We start from the raw sequence: 19,358 nt of genomic DNA, 5'->3' as shown, positions 1-19,358 counted from the left end.
CCGCCAATGGCCAGCATGGCCTGATTATGTACATGCACATGGCATTACTTGGCTTTCGGCTCATAGGGCAGGGTGGAAAATTGGAGTGACAGTTGGCGATAATAACTCACCCGTTCACGAAAATAGCTGCGTAGATGCTCCGGCTGTTGTTGCTCAATCTCCTGAGGAATAACCGGCATATTATAACGCTCTTTGAATGCCACACCGGAAGCAGCCAGATCCACATTTACCTTTTCCATCTCTTCGAATGGAAGTTCCGCCAGATTGTGACTCATACTGATATTCCTCTGTCTATTACAGTTACACATGCCGCGCACAGAAAATAAATCAGTCCCCGACAAATGGCAAGGAGTAGGTAGAATAAGAACACTTACTCTATGTGGGGAAATTAAGCTAAAAAAATGGCATTAATTATAACGAACTATGCAGGTAATAATTAATGACCCCAGTGGAAAATAAGTCTAGCAACTCATTGTTTACACTATTTTTTATACCCCAAATAATTCGAGTTGCAGGAAGGCGGAAAGAGAGTGAATCCCGAGGAGCTTACTCAGGTAAGTGATTCGGGTGAACGAACGCAGCCAACACATCTGCAACTTGAAGTATAACGGGTATATATTTCTATTGGTTAACGTATGCCTATATGCAGTGCTGTCAGACAATACCTGCTATGCCTGTTGCCTTGCAGGAGGTAAGCGAGGGTGGCGACATCGGGTTGATGATCTGTTTTTAATTTTATTATTTCAGTGCATACTGAAAGCAGTACCAGTCACTTGGCCAGTAAAATAAGGGGTTGTCATGTTAAAAAAAGCGATGGTTAAGCAGTTGAACGATCAGCTCAACCTGGAGTTTTACTCTGCAAATTTGTATTTGCAGATGAGCGCCTGGTGCGGCGACAAAGGATATGAAGGCGCATCCCTATTTTTGAAATCGCAATCGCAGGAAGAAATGCAGCACATGCATCGGCTGTTTAATTATCTGAATGATACCGGCAGTATGCCTGTGCTGGGTACCATTGCGGCGCCACCAGTCGATTTTTCATCGTTGACAGATGTGTTCAAGTTGACATATGAGCATGAGCAACTCATTACGGGTAAAATCAACGAACTGGCCCACGCTGCGATGTCGCAGCATGACTATTCCACGTTTAACTTCCTACAGTGGTATGTTTCCGAGCAGCATGAAGAAGAAAAACTGTTCAAATCTATTTTGGACAAGCTGGCTATGGTCAACAACACCGAAGGTGGTCTGTTCTTTATCGACCAGGATCTCAAAAAAATGTCGATCGGCACGTCCGCCTCGGCCTGATTTTGTTTAAGCACCGCATAATATTCCTTTCTATTATCAAGGCGTGAGGTGGTTTCGAAAGGGATCACCTCCCCACGCCTAGCCTGATTGCTCTGCCCTTTGACCGGGTCTATTCCGCTGGCTCGACTTCATTGAATACAGCGGCTATGATCCGCCAACAACCGACTGAATTTCAGGCTAATAGCGCTCAGTTATGTACTGTGCTGAAAGCAACACTGCTGCGGAATATCATGATGAAGAAACTACTGTTATCACTTGTTTTAACCACGTTGTCCGGCAACACATTGGCGGCGGCTCAACTGGTCACTATCAGTAAGCTGGAATACGGTGAACGTTGGGCGTTTACTCGAGAGGAAGTTCAATTAATGTGTCGTGCGGACCGCGCATTGTACGTGCTTAATCCCAGTACGCTAATGCAATATCCACTCAATGATACGGCTCAGGTACAGATGCAAACCGGAAAGGTTACGGCGCAATCCATCGATATTATCCGACGGGACGATCCTGAACACCCGGGTCAGAAAAAAAGCCTGCAACCCTTTATTGACCGGGCGTTATTACTGTGTCCTTAACATATATCGGTGACTGATGCCGGTTAAATTTTGGGTTTGCGCAAATTGTCACAAAGTGTACATAAAATTCCGTTTTTAAGAACCTACCTGCGCAACAAACTGGCAAACCAGTGAGGGTTGTCTATGCTTGAACGGTAAGCTAGTACAGATTGAACAATGCCAACTTTTAGCGCACGGCTCTTTCCCTAGAGCCATTTCCCTAGACCGGATACAGGAATCGTATTCGGTCTTTTTTTAATGCATTGATTTTAAACAATTTATTTTCATTTGTCCGAAAATGTCCGAAATTTGTCCGAAATTCGATATCCGGCCTTTTACAGATAAGTGTATTCCTTTCCCCTTGTATCCAGATACTTATCGGTCATTTTTGCTGACTTGTGACCCAGTAGCTTCTGAGCGAATTCCTTTCCATATGCTTTCTCATATAATCTGCCAGCCAGGCGTCTTATCTCATGAAATGTCGGTGGATTTTCATCAAAAGTGTTCCCTGTCGCGTTCCTCGCTGTTACAAATCCTTTTGCCAGACTGTCTGCGTTCATCAGTCCGTCCGGGCTAATTTTTCTGACACCGGCGCTTGTCAGGTAATCAGTTTTACTGGTGTTCCGACATGTTTCTATCACGCCAGCAATGGTTAGTCCGATAGCCTTCAATTTTAGAGCATTCTGTAATTACATGAAGGCCACCGTAGTGGCCTCAGACCGTTGACAAACCTACGTATAGCGTCAGAACGGTGATAATGAGAGAGAAGAGTAAAGCATCCGCGCCAGGGATGGCGCGGCTTGAGCTTACAGGGAGGGACTTGCAGCGTCTTTACGATCTTCTCATTATCGCCGCTATAGAGACGTTGTCATCAAACTCAGGCCACCGTAGTGGCCTCTTATCATGCAGCAACAAGTTTGTGCAAGGTTGACGTGTCAACGGTCTGCTGAGCTACCCATAGACTGTAATTGCCCTGAAGGTTTAGCCAGAATTTCGCCGAACTACCCAGAACGGCAGATAGTTTTACTGCCATTTCAGGACTGATAGCAGCATTCCCTGCAACAAGACGTTGTACAGTGGAAGGCGCTACACCGAGTGCCCTGGCTAGTTCTCTGATGCCTACACCCAATTCTTCTAGGGTTTCGGCAATGATTTCCCCCGGATGCGGGGGATTATGCATAGTCATCAGTGGTAATCCTCATAATTAACGATGTAGGCATTCCCATCGATAAATTCAAATGTAATGCGCCAGTTCCCTGTGACGGTTATGGACCATTGCCCTTTTTTGTCTCCGGTTAACGGGTGGAGACTGTAGCCAGGGCGGTCAATATCCTTTATCTCTTCCGCTGCATCAATAACCGCGAGACGAAGCCTGATTTTCCCAGCTTGTTTTGCGTCTATTCCTGCGGTGGAGCCTTTTTCGAAGAACTGACGCAACCCTTTATGCTTGAAGCTTTTAATCATTAATCGCTTTCCTGCTGTTGCGTCATGAGAAACACTATATCATGTGTTGCGTATAACACAACACTTATTTTTATATTAACCACCTCTGGTTCATTGGCATTTTTTTCTACCCTAAGCCTTCAAGACCACATTTTTGCCATTGGTGCTGTTATCTCGGCATTTTTTACCGTGAAAACGTATTACGCAAAACGGAAAGAAGAACGGGAACATCTGGAAGAAGAGCACCACCGCACTCAGTTACTGGTTTATTATCTGAATGGTTCGGTTTACCAGGATGCTTACAGGTGGACTCTCAATATATCAGTGAATTTTTGCTTTTAGCTTGTCCACATATCGGTAGAAATGATTTTTGAAGACAAAAGCGCAAATGATTTCTTGATGCTAGAAGGTAATGCCGATGATTATAAGAGTGCTATTAAGTATAAAATCCAGGAATTTACTGATGCAATTAATGGCGCTAAAAAAGATGATGCTAAAAAGCGCTACCGGAAAGTATTAGCCTCAAAGTCCCGGCTAAATTAGAGATAACCACAGCAGTAAAATATTCCAGCAAGTACAAACCAGATTTTATACTGAATATTGGGACTAAGATCGTTGATATCCCTGTAGAAACAGGTACTTATAGTGCCGCAATAACTGCGGTTGAGATTATTTGAAAGAACAGAAAGATGCGTTTAATGATTCTCTCTATTTAACGCAAGAATAACGTCTGTCTCGTATAAAACCCCGTCGTCAGGCAGGATTTGTGTCACTGGATCTACGGGATTAGATAAACAACCCCATAGAGATGAGGCTGTTATCTGATCGAGGCTGGCTGGTCTCAGGAGACGGTCAAACAATTCTGAGAATTCAGTTTTACCCCGATACGACCTGCGGCTATCTCGTTTTCAGTATGATTGCCAGCAAAGGCAAAACCTTTCTTCAGCAAATTCGTCGTATAGTATTTGTTATAGATGAAAGACCACGCTATGGTCACTAGCAAACTACCCACACCTAAGGTAAATGTGGCTAATATCGCCCATATAACGAAATAACCAATAAAAGTAATGAAGTCTTTTCGGAACAACGCGGGAAGAAAACCAAAGAAAAGACTCGTCCATGAATAGCCATAAAAACCATCCACACACTCGCCCGTTTTGAGGTTTTCCATTTTAATTCTTGTTGCCATTATAGTTAACATCCTCTTTTTTTTCTGAAAGTAGATTGTCTGGCTCACATCTAAATCAACCCAGGGTTTTCTCAGTGGAAGCCGCCGTGCGCCTATACTTCTCTCGAGAAGAATTCTTTTGCACGTGTCTTTTTTGCATCATCCCAAATAAATTTTTGGTGAAATTTCAATGTTCACCTGGCCATTCCCATAATCTGGCTATCCTCCAGAGGAAAATTAAATTGCAGGCTATAAACGTTCACTTACTCAAGGTAGAGACTGTTTATATGCAGTCCAGGCATTGACGAATGGTGCATATTTGTTCATATGTTATAGATAGCATTTAACCGCACACTGTCACTTTTGAGAAGTAGTCAGATAGCGTTGAACGAACTAACGGCCTAAAAATAAAGGAGAATGTCATGAATTTCAACACCGATGACAAAAAAACAGGAAAATAGGAAAAATTCAACGCCATTCCGGCTGCATTGGGTATTGTCTAACAACCGTGTCGCAATATGCTGATTATCCCCACTGAAATGGAACAACTGGAAAGGGGGCGTTGCCAACCGAAAATTATAGACCTGGAATATCAGGTGGTCGGCTAGCGGGTTGTCTCACGGTCAGTGAAAATCGACACCGAATGCCAGAGTTTAAAAGCAGGAGCCAACCAGCGGACGATACGCACCTTGCTGTATTTTTCTCAGTTGGATAATTTTGCATGCCTGTTTTGCTACGGAATGCCAGGATGTCATCAGGAAGAGAGTGATCTAATCCCAATAGTGACCAAAAGTTCGATTTATTCAACAAAGCCGTTAAACTTGAAAAAGATAGCCCATTTTTATTGACTACTACACACAATCTTTGAATATATACCCGTTATACTTCAAGTTGCAGGTGTGTTGGCTGCGTTCGCTCACCCGAATCACTTACCTGAGTAAGCTCATCGAGATTCGCTCATTTGCCGCCTTCCTGCAACTCGAATTATTTTGGGTATAGAAAGTAAATATAAAAAGGGGAAAATAATGAGTTATAAATTCACTGAGCTTCCTCCTGAAGGTTTAGCAGAAGCATTCCCATGCACGGCTCTAATGCATTGGCCTGAATATGACACTAAGGTTATTGACACAAAGGTTAATGGTCGTGATGTGGTAATCCAACTCTGGAAGGGTTTTTGCCCATCTTACATGCCGGGGCTCGTGGGTGGGTTTGGCGCTGAAGTTGGAATTTATTACAAAAGCTGGCAGCCTAAAATGTGGTGGCCGGATCATCAGCATAAGAAAGAAATTAGTTTTACCCTCATTAACCCAGTTACAAATGAGGTTTTTTTTACAGCTGGCCCAGAGCATGCGTGGTGGTTACATAAATGGATGACGGTAGAAAGTTATATGGAATATAAGAAAAATACCAAGATCCCCACATCACCAACTGAATATATACTGAAATATGTAATAGATGGAAAAGAGAGTGTGTGGTAATAATTTTGTCGTCGTAAGCGGTAAGTGCAACCTAATAATTCGCCTGTTGCCTGAGATGTATTTATCGCCGGGAATTTGCACTGAATCTGATTTATTCAACAAACTATAAAACCCACCTGACGGTGGGTTTTATGTTATCTGATTAGCGTGAACTCATATGCCCTATAAGCCTCTCCAGGTGATCAGATACTGGATAATGAGCTGGCCGCCGGGAACTGGGGCTAAAATACCAGGTAATGCGCTGGAGTATCCAACAACGCTGGAGCCAGTGAAACGACCACAGCCACACAAAAACACTGAAAAATTAACCTCGTCGCTTTGATTAAGTAAGCCTTATATCTTGGGTATTTCACCGGAGCGGTTTTTTACTGTCATTTTATTCATGTGTATTGGTTAGCAGGTCAGTACCGTAGGAGTTATCAATAACACATAGCCATTTCTCGTCATCGTACTTACGAAAGACATAGGTTGCCTTGCGGGTTATGTCATTCTGGATACCATGTATATCTTGAGTCTTCAGCATTGTTTCCATAATAACCAATGCCGTATCGCCAGATTCTATAACCATCATGTCACCCTGGCTGACTTCAATGCTGTGGTTGAAGTATTCAGCGATAGCGATAAAAGCTTTTTTAATCTGCTGTTTACCCACTGCTTGCAACTCTGGTTTGATAATCAGTACGGCATCATCGGAGTAGAAGGTCATTAAGGTATCGAAATCCTCCGCTGTTATAGCGATATCTGCATTTTGTATTAATTTTTTAACCGGATGATCCATAAAAACACCTGACTAGTAAAGTTGATAACCCAGAGTGCTATATTCCGGCCGGAGGAGCAATAAAAACAGCGGGTGCCGTTTGATAACCCCGACGTAATGATTTTAATCGAAGGTGTACTACTCACTGGCTAACTGTCGTTACGATGCCTTTTAACGAACACCCGGAAATGCATCGACGTATTTGATTTTGAAGTCAGCAGCGTTATTAACAATCTGTATTTTATAATCAGGAAAATTATTTACTATCTGCCACTTGCCGGGAGCATCTGCAAAGGCATTAACAACTTTGACATCAAGATCTGCAAATGCACTCACTACCTGAACGCGATAATCTGGGAATGCATCAACAATCTGAATTCGTCCATAGATAGGCGAGACATCGACGGCATAGGCATTGAAGGTAACTAGTACAGCCACTAATGCTGACATTACGTATTTCATGACAACTCCTTTTGTATCTATCTGAAGCCAAAGTGTACGGGATTTTTGGTCTCAGGCCATAGATTATGTGGGGGAGTGTTAGAGACTCTGTGTCACTTGAATAAAATACCGACAACATTCCACTTTGATAAAGCGCTGAAGGCGCTTCAGACCGGTTTACCGTTGCGGTATCGAAAAGGCGGCAGAAAACACGTTGGACGAGCTGAAGGATAAATGGGGCAGCCAGTATCCGGCGGTGCTTCCGTTGTGGCGCAGAAAATGGGTCAACCTGTCGTGTTACTTCCGGCATCCGGCGACGATCCGTAACGTGATTTACACGACACATGCGATTGAATCGGTGTAACGTCAATTTAGAAAGCTGCTAAAAAATGGCATTTTTACTAATAAAAACAACCTGTTAATGTTACTTTGTCTGGGGCGGATGCGTGCGCGGGAAAAATGGATAATGCCGATCCAGAGCTGAAATTTGACATTGTCCCGCTTAGTGATTTATTTTGAAGGTTGCCTCAATAAAGTGATTACGTTGTAGTGATTTTTAACGTGATACAGAATTATTAACGCTCTCAACATGTGCCTGAGATCTACAGAATGGCGCTTCGTAAGGAGCTTCGATAATATATTTAACAAAGACTATGACAAAATCGGATTGAGCGTCGTTCAAACACCATTACTCCATCCTCGTTTTGCTCGCCATCTGACTGCTTAGCCTATTCTCTGAGCATGCTACACTTCCGAAAGTTTCCATTTTTGTTACATGCTAAGGAGCAGGGTGGAATGAAAAGCAACCTCAATCAGACACACTACCAAGACGTTTACTGTTACCAATGCTGTGTTAGTAAACGCATTGATGTTAAGACACTGAACTGTGATCGCTCGCACATAAGGATGAAGGAATGGTTTTTTATGCTGGACACAAAAGTAAACATAAAATTAACAATAGACAAACTTTATGATTTTAGAATTAACAACTTTTTATTTTTTTGTGATTGCCATTTTACATACTAATAGGTACAAAATGAAAGCTAAAGACGCACTGATAAAAACGATGCAAGAACTTTTGTGGACGAAGGGGTACTCCAACACTAGCCCGAAAGAGATACAGCAGGTTTCTGGTGTAGGGCAGGGAAGCATGTACCACCACTTCAAAGGTAAAGCAGATCTGGCTCGTCAGACAATTCTGCGTAATGCCGAGGAATTGCAACATGAGATTTCCGGAATTTTACATACCCAGAAAAGTGCCCGTGAACGCATTGAGAACTACTTGCAGCGTGAGCGCGACATTCTTTCTGGTTGTCGAATGGGAGGATTGGCGCAGGACAGTGAAATTATCGGTAATGACTTACTCCGTGAACCGATTGCAAATAATTTCGAATGGTTGATTGGCGAGATAGAGAAGGTACTCGAATTCGGTAAAGCATCCGGAGAGTTCTCCGCCAATCTGAATGTTAAAAATACAGCATTAACACTTATTTCAGTCATGCAGGGAGCGTTTGTTATTGCCCGGGCGACACAGTCCGAAGCTTATTACAAACAGGCCATCGCTGGAGTGATTGAAATGCTCAACTAAAGGTCATGCTGGTCTTATGGAGAAAAGAAATGAATAACGGTTTACCCGTTACCATGAATTTATTTTCGGTGATTAAAGACATTAATACTATTAAATGGGACGAACATAGTGCGCTTGGTCGCCAGAACGCACGTATTTTTGACATTTTCCATAATGATTCCGGACAGCGCATTGCACTGGTGCATTGCGCTCCTGGAGCATCGGCAAAATCCCATTTCCATAAAGGACATGAAACATTTCTGATTCTGGATGGATCATTTGAAGATGACAATGGTGTTTATCATCCAGGTGACCTTATCTGTTATGCGCCAGGGAGTCAGCATGCCTGGCGCACACCTCAGGGTGCACTGATATATGCAACATGGGGTGATCGTGTAGAGTCAGAATTGACGGGTGCTGTAGCATGAAACCCACTCTGATGCAGGCCAGAATTTTATTTCTGGCGGAGGACCCTCAAAAAATCGCAGCTCAGTTGCGTGGGGAGGAATTAACACTGGCGTCCTCCCGGCCTTTGCGCAATAACATTTCAACGGATGAAATTACCCCCATTCCGGCGCTGGCATATTATGACGAGCGACTGGGGAGCTTTGTCTGGACTGGACTAAAATGCGGAAGCGAGAACCCCATCGGTAAAAACGCCATTATAAAATCCGGCATAAATATTGTGGTAGGTGGCTTGCGCTACGGTAAAGGCTCGTCGCGTGAACACAGTCCGGTAGCGGAAAAAGCGGCGGGGATACAACTGGTAGTCGCTGAAAGTTTTGAGCGTATCTATCGACAGAATGCAGATAATATCGGTCTGCTGACATCGACCGATATGGGATTGATTGCCAGGCTGGAACGAGGCGAAACCGTCACGCTTGAGGAGATTACTGCCGATCGAGGAGAGACTTCTCGTCGAGTTATTCAGTCTGGTGGGCTGCTGTCCTGGTGGAAAACACAACTGGAACAGCAGGGCGCGCCAAAGCTGGCTGAAACCGTCATGACAGGGAAAGCCATGACGTTATGCGAGAAGATTATTGCCCACCATGTACTCGCTGAAACCCATTCTTCAGGCAATGCTGAAACCCATTCTTCAGGCAATGTAGTACAACTACGCCCGGATTGGCGTTTTATTCATGAATACTACACCGCCATGTGCGGCCATATGCTAAGACGCACCTTTGGCCATGATCTGGCACTTTGGCAGCCTGAATCGATCATTACCTTCGAAGATCATCTTCCTTACATGTATCAAAGTAAGGTTCATGTGGAACAGCAGTTAACTGGCGATCTTGAACATTTGCTGGCTGCGCACCGGGCATTTACCCAGGAATGGGGACTTAATGCACACCGTTATAATTCAGATGGTGATGGCGCAGAAGGTATCTCGCATGCCCTTATGGCTGAACGCTATGCACTGCCAGGCCAGTTGATTATCGGTACTGACTCCCATACCCCACATTGTGGGGCATTGGGCTGCCTCGCCATCGGTGTCGGCAGCACAGATATGGCAGCTAGCATGGTAACTGGAGCCTTTCGTCTGACGCTGCCTGAAAGCGTGCGGGTCGTTTTCACCGGTATTTTGCCAGAAGGAACTGGTGCAAAAGATATGATACTCCGCCTGCTGGCTACGGAATGGATCCGTCAGGGCAACGGAATTGGCAAGGTCTTTGAGTTCTGTGGCGATACTATTGAACGATTATCTATTGATGATCGTATCACGCTGACCAACATGGTTGCCGAACTGGGCGGCGTGTCCGGACTGATTGCGCCTGATGCCAATACGGTTGCGTTTCTGAAAGAGCGTCGTGGTATTAGCTTCACTATTGAACCGTGGATGTGCAGTGATGAAGGCGCGAGTTATGCCTCCGTTATAGAAATTGACTGTCGGGAACTGACCCCCATGGTTGCTTATCCCGGCGATCCGGGTAATGGTCTGGCGTTGTCGCAACTGACTGAACCTGTAAAAATCGACATTGCTTACGGGGGATCATGTACTGCAGGCAAACGGGATGACTTTGATGAGTATCATAAGGTTCTCCACTGGGCGGTACAGCGAGGGAAAAAACGCTCATCAGACGTCATGTTATATCTTCAATTTGGCACTATGGATGTTTATGAATATTGCCGCGAACAAGGATATCTGGAGACTTTCGAAAAAGTCGGGGCAATATTATTGAAACCTGCTTGTGGTGCCTGCGCAAATTGCGGCCCTGGTTCCTCTATTAATAACAACCAGGTAACGATCAGTGCGATTAATCGAAATTTCCCGGGACGTTCCGGACCAGGAAAAGTCTGGCTTGCCAGTCCTTCTACGGTGGTTGCCAGTGCAATAAAGGGTGAAATAATTTCATTCAATGATTTGAAAATTCAGTACAGTTGATTAATTACAATTCCATTGACAGGATGCAAAAAATCATGAAGCCTTTTTATCATTTCTCAGATGAAGAGAATAAGCAATTAACTCATTTTTTTAATCAAATTGTTATAAGTCCTTATGTACACTATCAAGAATTTAAATATGTAGTCAGTGAGCTTTGCCAATTAAAAAGAGTGCCAGGCTTTTTTGTTGATATTTGCAATTCAATAAAGGATGAAAGAAAACAGGGTATCAGTGATATTCATGTTTTACGTAATTGCCCACGAGATACTGATATTCCGGAATTAGACCCTGACAATCCACTTGCAGATAAATATAAAAAGAAAAAAACGTTTATTGGTGAAGCATTACTTGAAACCTTTTCATTATTAACAGGCACACCACTTCTGGCATATGGCAGTCGCCATAATGGAGACTTCTTTACTGATGTCGTTGCAATTCGGAAATACAGTGGACAATTAACCGGGTTCAGTGACAGCGAACTTGTTTATCACAACGATCGTACAGCACATGCGGTACGTGCTGATTTTGTCACGCTACTCGGTTTACGTTGTCCTGATGAAGAACTGATTTTTACCGGCTATATTGATGGCAAAGAGCTAATAAAGCATTTGTCAGAAGAGTTGCAGGAAGCACTGCGTCAGCCATGGTACAGAACGGAGTTTGATGTTTATTCCCGTGAGACAAATAGCCGTCAGATCAGTTCGCCAGACCATGCTATCCTTAAAAACCATCACAGTATTCGTTATTTGGACACATTGACCCAGGTTGCTCCATGTGCTCCGGTTCAGGCAAAAGAAGCACTGATTGCTTTTATGCAGGCAATGACAAAAGCAGAAAAACAACGCCACCGTATTATTCAGGGGGATCTGTTGGTTTTTGCTAACCAGGATGGTTTGCATAATCGGGAGAAAATTGATATTCAGAATAAAGAAAATGCTGCGCGTCGCTGGCTATTAAAAACATATGCCTTTCGTGACGAGAAACAAGCAGCGCAGTATAAGGACTACTGGGACAATGGAATATTTGGGCGTGTTAATGATTAATTCGTTATAAAAATAATTCTTCCATCTATTAAAAGCAGAAAATCTAATATGAGATGCGTAGCCGATCGTGTTAAACGCATAGGCCTTTCTGAAACCTATGCCATTCTTGATAAAGTGAAATTAATGAAAGCGGAAGGTAAAGTGATTTATGATTTGGGTGGGGGAGAGCCAGATTTTGCCACACCTGAATATATAGTAAACTTTACTGTTTCAGCTATGAAAAATGGTATTACACATTATACAGCAAGCAAAGGATCTCCCAGCTTGTTAAAAGCAATAGCTAATCAGTTTTTTGAGGAAAATCATCTCCCTGTTAGTTGGGATAAAAATATTATCGTTACCCCCTCAGCGAAACATGCATTATTTATTACCCTGATGACATTACTTAATCCAGAGGATGAGATTGTTATCCCTTCACCTTGTTGGGTGAGTTATATAGCGATGGCTGAAATGGCTGGAGCAAAAGCAGTTGCCTTACCGTTAAAGCGTGAGAATCAGTTTCAGTTAACCCGTAAGGCATTGAAGAGCTGTATCACCAACAAAACGCGTGTATTACTGCTCAACAATCCAAATAACCCAACCGGGCGCATTCTTACTGAGGATGAAATTCAGGCTGTCTGTCAGGTTGCTCAGGAACATGATCTATTCGTCGTCATGGATGAGATCTATGAACACATACGCTACATTCCCGATCCTCATCGGAGCATTGCGGCCGAGCCTGGAATGTTCGAGCGGACGGTAACGATTAGTGGTTTCTCTAAAGCCTGGGCAATGACGGGATGGCGCTTGGGCTATCTCTGCGCTCCGGAATACCTGCTGAATGAAATGCTGAAGGTACAGCAACACAGTGTGGGTTGCGCAGGTTCATTTATCCAGCAAGGGGGACTGGCCGCACTAATAGGTGATAGGCAACCCATGCTTGATATGGTAACGGAATACCGAAAACGCCGTGATTTTATGGTCAGTTGCCTGAATATGATAGACGGTATCGAATGCCGGGCCCCCGAGGGAGGACTGTATGTCTATGCCGATATCAGTGGGCTGGATATGGGAGATGCACAGGCATTTACGCACTGGTTGCTCACCCATGCGCATGTCGCTGTAACCCCCGGAACCGCATTTGGCAAAGAAGAATCAATGGCGATCAGATTATCTTTTGCGGGAGCAATGGAAACTATTGTCGCTGCAATGGATAGCATCACACAGTCTATTGCCAAATATGATGTATTACGGGAGGTGTCATGACGACGCCGCTACGTATTGCCATTATCGGCAACGGTCCACGGGCGCTGTCCGTACTGGAACGTTTAGCCGCCAGGTTGCAGAGCCAGCCGAATGCTGAGATCGATATCCACTACATCGACAAACAGCATCCAGGAACCGGGCGGATATGGCGCCAGGATCAAGACAGTTGCTTTGTAATGAACACTGTTGCCGAAGAGGTGTCCGCCTTTTCTGGCGAGGGAGATGTCGAAAATGCCAGACCTGGCAGTGGACCGTCCCTGGCAATCTGGTGGAAACAGACTCGCGATGATTTTCCTGGCACCAATGCCTGGGCTCCACGGGCACTCTATGGTGAATACATGCAGTTTGTCCTGGACTGTATTAAAAAATCACTCACCGATACACAGCGTTTTTTCCCTCGACAAGCAGAGGTTGTCGATATCATTCCTGTTGACGAACAGCAGGCAACTTTACATTTTCTGGATGGCAAGACGCTGACGGTGGATCGCGTCGTCATTGCCACCGGACATCCTAAAAATCGGCTCTCAATTCAGGAACAGCAATGGCAAAACTTCGCTGAAAACCACCCAGGACTGCGCTGGATCCAGGGTGATTCGGCGGCAGATATGCCGCTGGATACGATCCCTGCAGGGAGTCATGTCGGCATCCTGGGTTTGGGACTCTCTTTTTTGGATGTAATGGCGGCGTTGACAACCGCGCGAGGAGGCGAATTCAAAGAACAACCTGACGGTTCGCTGCGCTACCTGCCTTCGGGTCGTGAACCTCAATTAATTGCCGGTTCGCGGAGTAGTTTGCCGATTCCTGGCCGTGGACGGAATCAGAAGCACCATAATTTTCGCTATGAGAGTGTTCTGTTTACACCTGAGCATGCCGAGGCACTTGCCCTGCGAGGACAAGTTGACTTTGATCGTGAGGTGTTACCTCTGCTAATGGCAGAGGTCAATCTGACATGGTACGCCACTGTAATCCGTCAGCGCTATGGTGCATCGGCAGAAAATGAATTCCGTCATTATATACAGTCCTTGCCTGAAGAGGCGTTTGACTCCCTTCCCGATATCGCTCGAAATTTTGGTGTTACAGACTTACCTGCGCTGGATATTTATCAGCTTGGGGATCCGTTCGGCGCTCGCCAGTTTATCTCAGCGGACCATTTCCGTGCCGTACTTCGCGAAGAGCTTGTCCGTGATTATCTGGAGGCCGAAGGGGGGAATGTTGATAACCCACTGAAGGCTGCCCTGGATACGCTGCGCGATACGCGCGGCCTTGTCCGCAGAGTGGTCGATTTCGGTGGATTGACGCCGTCATCCTTCAGGGATGCGTTTCTCCACCGTTATTCTCCCGTTAGTGCGTTGCTTTCTGCAGGTCCACCACGGTATCGCACAAGACAAATGCTGGCGCTGATAGATGCAAATATTCTGCATGTCGTCGGGCCACATATGCAGATTTCCTGTGATGATGCGTCGGGCTGTTTTGAACTCACCTCTCCACAGGTCGAAGGCGCCGTCTGGCATGTACAGACACTCCTGGATGCCAGGGTACCTTCCCAGGATCTGGCACGGGATATATCACCGCTTACCCAGGCACTCTGCCAGCGTGGTATCTGGCAAAACTTTACGCCGGAAGATGGCCATACACGGGTGGTAACCGGGGGCGTTGCTGTAACACGTGCACCTTTCCATCCTCTAAACCAGCAGGGAGAAGCTGTCCGGCAACTCTATGTTATCGGAATACCCAGTGAACACACACGATGGTTTATGTCTGCGGGGAGTAGTCGTCCGGGCTATTGGACGGATTTTATTTGTGATGCGGATGCTATTGCAGAACACATTCTGACGGCCTTACCCGTCGTCCCGAACCTGAATCAGGATATTAGACAATGAAGAAAATGGCGTTACTGATGTTGGATTTTCTCAATGAAATTGTCCACCCCCATGGTGTATACGCACAGATGGGCTATTTTCAGCAGGCCAAAGAAAATGATGTGGTGAAACATGCAGCCCAGGCGCTTGAACTGGCTCGCGCCAGCCAAATTCCTGTATTGCATGTGGTGGTCGGGTTTTCTGAAAACTATGTCGAATGTCCGGTCGGATCTGAAATATTTGACATAGCACGCCACAATCACCTGCTGTGCTTCAATACGTGGTCGACAGATATTATCGCCGAGTTAGCGCCACTTTCTAAAGAGAACGTTATTCGCAAACACCGCGTTGATCCATTTTACCAAACTAACCTGGAGCTAACGCTGCGAAGTATGGGCGTAGATACCCTGATCCTTGCTGGCATATCAACCGAATTTGTTGTTCTGGCAACGGCGATGAGTGCTCATGATCGTGGTTTTAACATCATAGTGCTGAAGGATGCGGTATCCGCAATCAGTGAAGTGAAACATCAGGCTGGCCTGGAAGTTATCAGCAGCATAGCAACCTTGTCTACAACGGCAGAACTCTCGCTTATTACAGCACCGAAAAAATCACCGGAGGCAATCCAATGACTGATACTGTGACAACAACACTGCGTGGTGTACGCCATCGCTGGAAAGTACTAAGTATTGGTGTGGCCGCCAATGCATGCTTCTCTATGGTCGTCGGCGGATTGCCTGCGACGGCTGTTTTTATGCGGGCCGATTACCATATTACTAATGCTGAGTTGGGGTTTGTCCTCGGGATGCTGGGGCTTGGGATCGCTATCAGTGAGCTGCCCTGGGGGTTAATGACAGACCGGTGGGGTGATCGGCCGGTTTTGATTACCGGGCTGTTAAGCACCGGTGCCATGTTGTTGTTGATGGCGGCATTTGCGGCGCCGCATAACGGTTTTGTGCCAGCCTATTGGCTGTTGATTGCCGGCGTTCTGGGTATCGGGTTGCTGGGAAGTAGTGTCAATGGCTCCAGTGGTAGGGCGATCATGGCCTGGTTTCAGGAAGGGGAACGGGGTCTGGCGATGAGTATCCGCCAGACGGCGGTTCCTATGGGGTATGGGTTGGGAGCGCTTTTGCTGCCCTGGCTGGCAGCACGTTATGGGTTTGTCGTTCTATTTATCGTTTCCGCGTTGCTGTGTGTTGTCGCCGGATACTATGCCTGGCTCTGGTTGCACGAACCTGATCTTGCAAGAGAAAAAAGACATGTGACAGCCGTTGCCGCCCCCATAACCGGCAAAGGGCCATTGCAGGACCCGGCGATCTGGAAGATCGTGCTGGCAATTGGCATTTTATGCGGCCCACAGTTTGCGCTACTGACGTTCGGTTCCGTATTTCTGCATGACTTTGCACATATTGATGTGGTCGTGGTTTCCGTCTGCCTTGCGGTGATTCAGATTGGTGCCATGGTACTGCGTATCTGGAGCGGGCGCTGGACCGACAAGAAGAAAAACCGCAAAGGTTATCTTCGTGGCTGTACGCTGTTAAGCATCCTCTCTTTTGTTCTATTGAGTGTACTGGTGTGGTTATGGCCAACGTTATCGCACACGCGGGAAATAGTTTTACTGTTGGTCGGCCTGTTTATTCTGTCTGGCATGGTGGTTTCAGCATGGCATGGTGTGGCATATACGGAACTTGCTTCAATGGCCGGGGCAAAGAGGGCAGGAACCGCACTGGCAATGGGAAATACCAGTGTTTTTGTGGTGATGTTTATCACGCCAATTGCCATTCCCTGGCTACAAACCTCAATGAGCTGGAGTAGCGTCTGGCTGGCATCGGCATTGTGTGCTGTTATTGCACTGATTTTCTTTCCGAAAGTGGAAGTCACAACATCGAGGGAAACGGCATGACAGCACAACTCTCTGGTGTGAAGTACCGTCATTCAACACCATTTAGCTGGCAGGAACGGCAGTGGCCGGACAGAATGTTAAAGCAAGCCCCCCGTTGGTGTAGCGTTGACTTGCGTGATGGTAATCAGGCATTACCCGAGCCTATGCAAATGCAACAGAAGCTGGCGCTTTACCATCAACTGATTGCAATGGGATACAAGGAGATCGAGGTGGGTTTTCCCGCGGCCTCCGAAACTGACTATCAATTTGTTCGTGCATTAATTGATAAGCAGTTGATTCCTGATGATGTGCGGATACAGGTATTGACACAGGCAAGGGAAAGTCTGATTGCTGAAACCGTAGCATCATTACGCGGCGTGCCAGAGGCGGTCATTCATCTCTATAACTCCACCTCACCACAACAGCGGGAGCAGGTTTTTAATCTTTCCTGTACGCAGGTGACAGAACTGGCATTGCAGGGCATCCGTTGGCTGATGGCTGCAATGGAACCCATTGAGCAACGCTGGATTCTGCAATATTCGCCGGAAAGTTTTACTGCTACCGAAATGGATTTTGCAGTGGAAATCTGCAATGCGGTTATCGATCTGTGGGTTGGCGAAACGGGACGCAATATTATCATCAACCTCCCTGCGACCGTTGAACTGAGTACACCCAATGTCTATGCAGATCAAATAGAGTGGATATCTGGGCAATTGCATCACCGGGATAAAGTGACCCTCTGTATCCACCCGCATAACGATCGTGGATGTGCGGTTGCAGCAGCGGAGATGGCCATGCTCGCCGGTGCCGAACGTGTCGAAGGAACGCTGTTTGGCAACGGAGAACGAACCGGTAATGTCGACCTGGTGACGCTTGGACTTAATATGCTCGTCCAGGGCATTGATCCCATGATCGATTTCCGCTCCCTACCTAAGGTGGTGAATATTTATGAATCCTCCACCGGTATGGCTGTACCGGCTCGCCACCCTTATGCAGGTAGTCTGGTATTCACAGCATTCTCTGGCTCGCATCAGGATGCAATCCGTAAATCTCTGGAGTTACAAAAATATCGGACATATTGGGATGTACCTTATTTACCGCTTGATCCACATGATATAGGACGTAATTACGAAGGGATCATCAGGATTAATGGACAGTCGGGTAAAGGGGGGCTGGGGTATTTACTGGATTATTATTACGGTATTCGTCCACCCCGTCCGCTGTTAATTCGTTTTCAACAGCATATCCAGGTGATGGCTGATATCTGTAATAAGGAACTGGGGCACGAGTTTTTATATCGCCAGTTTCTGGCTTTCTTCGACGTTGAGGCCAAGAAATTCAGCCATGATGAAGAACGACCAGATGCCACTCAATATAATTTGCAACCACAATGGGATAGCCACCGGACCCGGGATTCGCAGATTATGAGTTACGTCTGGGCAACATGGCAAAATGATCTTGTCTTCGGGGTTGGACGGGGGAATAGCGAAGCTGAAAGCCGGAATAAGGCTTGGTTTCAACTGGTTATGTCACTGCCAGCCGTAGCAGAAAACCAGACAGACCGTTGTCTGTGAAGATGCAAATGCTTGGTAAAGCAGAGTGCCTGCCAATATAAAAAGTAACTCCTGAAGAGGAAGGTCCATTAGCGGACCTTCCTTATTTCAACCGACTGCAAATGGCCAGAATAACGGACCGCAAAAATAGTATGCCGGCAATGCTTGCAATAATGCTGGTTTTGATATTTGGTTAAATTTCTACCCACTCATTTTTTTGCAGCGAAATACCGTGGGAACGGTGCCGATGTCAACGCGGCAGGAAAAAGCACCATTACTCCATTCTTATTTCGCTCACCATCGAAGTATTCAACCATGAAACCAGTAAAGTGACGCTCACTCGAATATCAGAGGTAAAAATCATGATAGCGGTACTTTTTGAAGCGGATACGGTTCCAGCCAAACAAGCGCGTTACCTACAGCTCGCAGCAGAACTAAAACCGCGGCTTGCCGATATAGATGGATTCATTGCCATTGAGCGATTCCAAAGTGTGTCAACACCGGGGAAAATACTTTCGTTATCCTGGTGGCGGGATGAAAACGCGGTAACTCTATGGAAGGAGAATGTTTTTCACAAAGCAGCCCAGGCTGAAGGACGTGAGTCCATTTTTTCTTTCTACAGGATTCGTATTGTCAACGTAATCAGAGATTACTCATCAAATACAAAAGGATAATCA

Annotated in this window: 21 protein-coding genes and 2 pseudogenes; 16 read left to right on the top strand and 7 right to left on the bottom strand. The window is 45.8% G+C overall.

Translation table 11 applies throughout. From position 1 onward, the window contains the following. Nucleotides 1-44: 44 nt before the first annotated feature. A complete protein-coding gene (locus tag CWC46_RS15130) occupies nucleotides 45-275 on the bottom strand; it encodes a DNA polymerase III subunit theta (protein WP_021015713.1) in 231 nt (76 codons plus the stop codon). A 523-nt stretch (nucleotides 276-798) separates the two neighbouring features. On the opposite strand from CWC46_RS15130, the gene ftnA reads away from it, so the two are divergent. Next, nucleotides 799-1,308, top strand: coding sequence for a non-heme ferritin (gene ftnA, locus CWC46_RS15125; protein ID WP_021015721.1), 510 nt, complete (start codon nucleotides 799-801; stop codon nucleotides 1,306-1,308). A gap of 233 nt (nucleotides 1,309-1,541) precedes the next feature. Then, the gene (locus CWC46_RS15120; RefSeq protein WP_037381545.1) at nucleotides 1,542-1,880 is read left to right on the top strand and encodes a YebY family protein; all 339 of its coding nucleotides are present in this window, start codon (nucleotides 1,542-1,544) and stop codon (nucleotides 1,878-1,880) included. A 314-nt stretch (nucleotides 1,881-2,194) separates the two neighbouring features. Here CWC46_RS15120 and CWC46_RS15115 read toward each other — a convergent pair whose 3' ends face one another. The 3 genes from CWC46_RS15115 to CWC46_RS15105 form a co-directional block, all read right to left on the bottom strand. Beyond that, nucleotides 2,195-2,419 carry a tyrosine-type recombinase/integrase gene (locus CWC46_RS15115; RefSeq protein WP_021015723.1) on the bottom strand — a complete coding sequence of 75 codons (225 nt, stop codon included), beginning with the start codon at nucleotides 2,417-2,419 and terminating at the stop codon, nucleotides 2,195-2,197. Between the two features lie 341 nt (nucleotides 2,420-2,760). Continuing rightward, nucleotides 2,761-3,045, bottom strand: a complete 285-nt coding sequence (locus CWC46_RS15110) for a HigA family addiction module antitoxin (protein ID WP_021015724.1) — start codon at nucleotides 3,043-3,045, stop codon at nucleotides 2,761-2,763. Beyond that, a complete protein-coding gene (locus CWC46_RS15105) occupies nucleotides 3,045-3,323 on the bottom strand; it encodes a type II toxin-antitoxin system RelE/ParE family toxin (protein ID WP_021015725.1) in 279 nt (92 codons plus the stop codon). Before CWC46_RS15105 ends, CWC46_RS15110 begins: the two co-directional genes overlap by 1 nt. Nucleotides 3,324-3,347: 24 nt before the next feature. Here CWC46_RS15105 and CWC46_RS23315 point away from each other — a divergent pair. Together CWC46_RS23315 and CWC46_RS15095 are read left to right on the top strand one after the other, a co-directional pair. After that, nucleotides 3,348-3,578, top strand: a pseudogene (locus CWC46_RS23315) (hypothetical protein); the annotation flags it as partial. Nucleotides 3,579-3,665: 87 nt separating this feature from the next. After that, nucleotides 3,666-3,845: a hypothetical protein gene (locus CWC46_RS15095; protein WP_037380902.1), complete on the top strand. Its 180-nt coding sequence runs from the start codon at nucleotides 3,666-3,668 to the stop codon at nucleotides 3,843-3,845. 298 nt (nucleotides 3,846-4,143) lie between these two features. On the opposite strand, the gene CWC46_RS15090 is transcribed toward CWC46_RS15095, so the two are convergent. Then, nucleotides 4,144-4,491: a hypothetical protein gene (locus CWC46_RS15090; RefSeq protein WP_021015726.1), complete on the bottom strand. Its 348-nt coding sequence runs from the start codon at nucleotides 4,489-4,491 to the stop codon at nucleotides 4,144-4,146. A 1,004-nt stretch (nucleotides 4,492-5,495) separates the two neighbouring features. Here CWC46_RS15090 and CWC46_RS15080 point away from each other — a divergent pair. Continuing rightward, nucleotides 5,496-5,948, top strand: a complete 453-nt coding sequence (locus CWC46_RS15080) for a hypothetical protein (protein ID WP_021015727.1) — start codon at nucleotides 5,496-5,498, stop codon at nucleotides 5,946-5,948. A gap of 376 nt (nucleotides 5,949-6,324) precedes the next feature. On the opposite strand, the gene CWC46_RS15075 is transcribed toward CWC46_RS15080, so the two are convergent. Both CWC46_RS15075 and CWC46_RS15070 read right to left on the bottom strand, forming a co-directional pair. Further along, nucleotides 6,325-6,726 (bottom strand): YybH family protein, encoded by a 402-nt coding sequence (locus CWC46_RS15075; RefSeq protein WP_021015728.1) that lies wholly within the window; start codon nucleotides 6,724-6,726, stop codon nucleotides 6,325-6,327. A gap of 150 nt (nucleotides 6,727-6,876) precedes the next feature. Then, complete coding sequence (locus CWC46_RS15070) at nucleotides 6,877-7,167, bottom strand: 7(1) septoil knot domain-containing protein (RefSeq protein WP_021015729.1); 291 nt, start codon at nucleotides 7,165-7,167, stop codon at nucleotides 6,877-6,879. A gap of 148 nt (nucleotides 7,168-7,315) precedes the next feature. On the opposite strand from CWC46_RS15070, the pseudogene CWC46_RS23565 reads away from it, so the two are divergent. The 11 genes and pseudogenes from CWC46_RS23565 to CWC46_RS15015 form a co-directional block, all read left to right on the top strand. Next, a pseudogene (locus tag CWC46_RS23565) lies at nucleotides 7,316-7,696 on the top strand (transposase); the annotation flags it as partial. 486 nt (nucleotides 7,697-8,182) lie between these two features. Next, nucleotides 8,183-8,734 (top strand): TetR family transcriptional regulator C-terminal domain-containing protein, encoded by a 552-nt coding sequence (locus CWC46_RS15060; RefSeq protein WP_021015731.1) that lies wholly within the window; start codon nucleotides 8,183-8,185, stop codon nucleotides 8,732-8,734. Between the two features lie 29 nt (nucleotides 8,735-8,763). After that, nucleotides 8,764-9,141, top strand: a complete 378-nt coding sequence (locus CWC46_RS15055; RefSeq protein WP_021015732.1) for a cupin domain-containing protein — start codon at nucleotides 8,764-8,766, stop codon at nucleotides 9,139-9,141. After that, on the top strand, nucleotides 9,138-11,099 hold the full coding sequence (locus CWC46_RS15050) for an aconitase family protein (RefSeq protein ID WP_021015733.1): 1,962 nt from the start codon (nucleotides 9,138-9,140) through the stop codon (nucleotides 11,097-11,099). Before CWC46_RS15055 ends, CWC46_RS15050 begins: the two co-directional genes overlap by 4 nt. A 35-nt stretch (nucleotides 11,100-11,134) precedes the next feature. Then, nucleotides 11,135-12,142: a TauD/TfdA family dioxygenase gene (locus CWC46_RS15045; RefSeq protein WP_021015734.1), complete on the top strand. Its 1,008-nt coding sequence runs from the start codon at nucleotides 11,135-11,137 to the stop codon at nucleotides 12,140-12,142. A 48-nt stretch (nucleotides 12,143-12,190) separates the two neighbouring features. Beyond that, the gene (locus CWC46_RS15040; RefSeq protein WP_021015735.1) at nucleotides 12,191-13,387 is read left to right on the top strand and encodes a pyridoxal phosphate-dependent aminotransferase; all 1,197 of its coding nucleotides are present in this window, start codon (nucleotides 12,191-12,193) and stop codon (nucleotides 13,385-13,387) included. After that, complete coding sequence (locus CWC46_RS15035; RefSeq protein ID WP_021015736.1) at nucleotides 13,384-15,267, top strand: FAD/NAD(P)-binding protein; 1,884 nt, start codon at nucleotides 13,384-13,386, stop codon at nucleotides 15,265-15,267. The genes CWC46_RS15040 and CWC46_RS15035 overlap by 4 nt, the downstream gene beginning before the upstream one ends. Beyond that, nucleotides 15,264-15,878 (top strand): cysteine hydrolase family protein, encoded by a 615-nt coding sequence (locus CWC46_RS15030; protein ID WP_021015737.1) that lies wholly within the window; start codon nucleotides 15,264-15,266, stop codon nucleotides 15,876-15,878. The genes CWC46_RS15035 and CWC46_RS15030 overlap by 4 nt, the downstream gene beginning before the upstream one ends. Next, nucleotides 15,875-17,149, top strand: a complete 1,275-nt coding sequence (locus CWC46_RS15025) for an MFS transporter (RefSeq protein WP_021015738.1) — start codon at nucleotides 15,875-15,877, stop codon at nucleotides 17,147-17,149. The genes CWC46_RS15030 and CWC46_RS15025 overlap by 4 nt, the downstream gene beginning before the upstream one ends. Then, on the top strand, nucleotides 17,146-18,702 hold the full coding sequence (locus CWC46_RS15020; RefSeq protein WP_021015739.1) for a 2-isopropylmalate synthase: 1,557 nt from the start codon (nucleotides 17,146-17,148) through the stop codon (nucleotides 18,700-18,702). Before CWC46_RS15025 ends, CWC46_RS15020 begins: the two co-directional genes overlap by 4 nt. A 341-nt stretch (nucleotides 18,703-19,043) precedes the next feature. Then, nucleotides 19,044-19,355 carry an antibiotic biosynthesis monooxygenase family protein gene (locus CWC46_RS15015; RefSeq protein WP_021015740.1) on the top strand — a complete coding sequence of 104 codons (312 nt, stop codon included), beginning with the start codon at nucleotides 19,044-19,046 and terminating at the stop codon, nucleotides 19,353-19,355. Nucleotides 19,356-19,358: the final 3 nt, after the last annotated feature.

The sequence above is a fragment of the Prodigiosinella confusarubida genome (assembly GCF_002847015.1).
Classification (GTDB): Bacteria; Pseudomonadota; Gammaproteobacteria; order Enterobacterales; family Enterobacteriaceae; genus Prodigiosinella; species Prodigiosinella aquatilis.
This window is presented reverse-complemented; position numbering and strand designations above follow the sequence as displayed.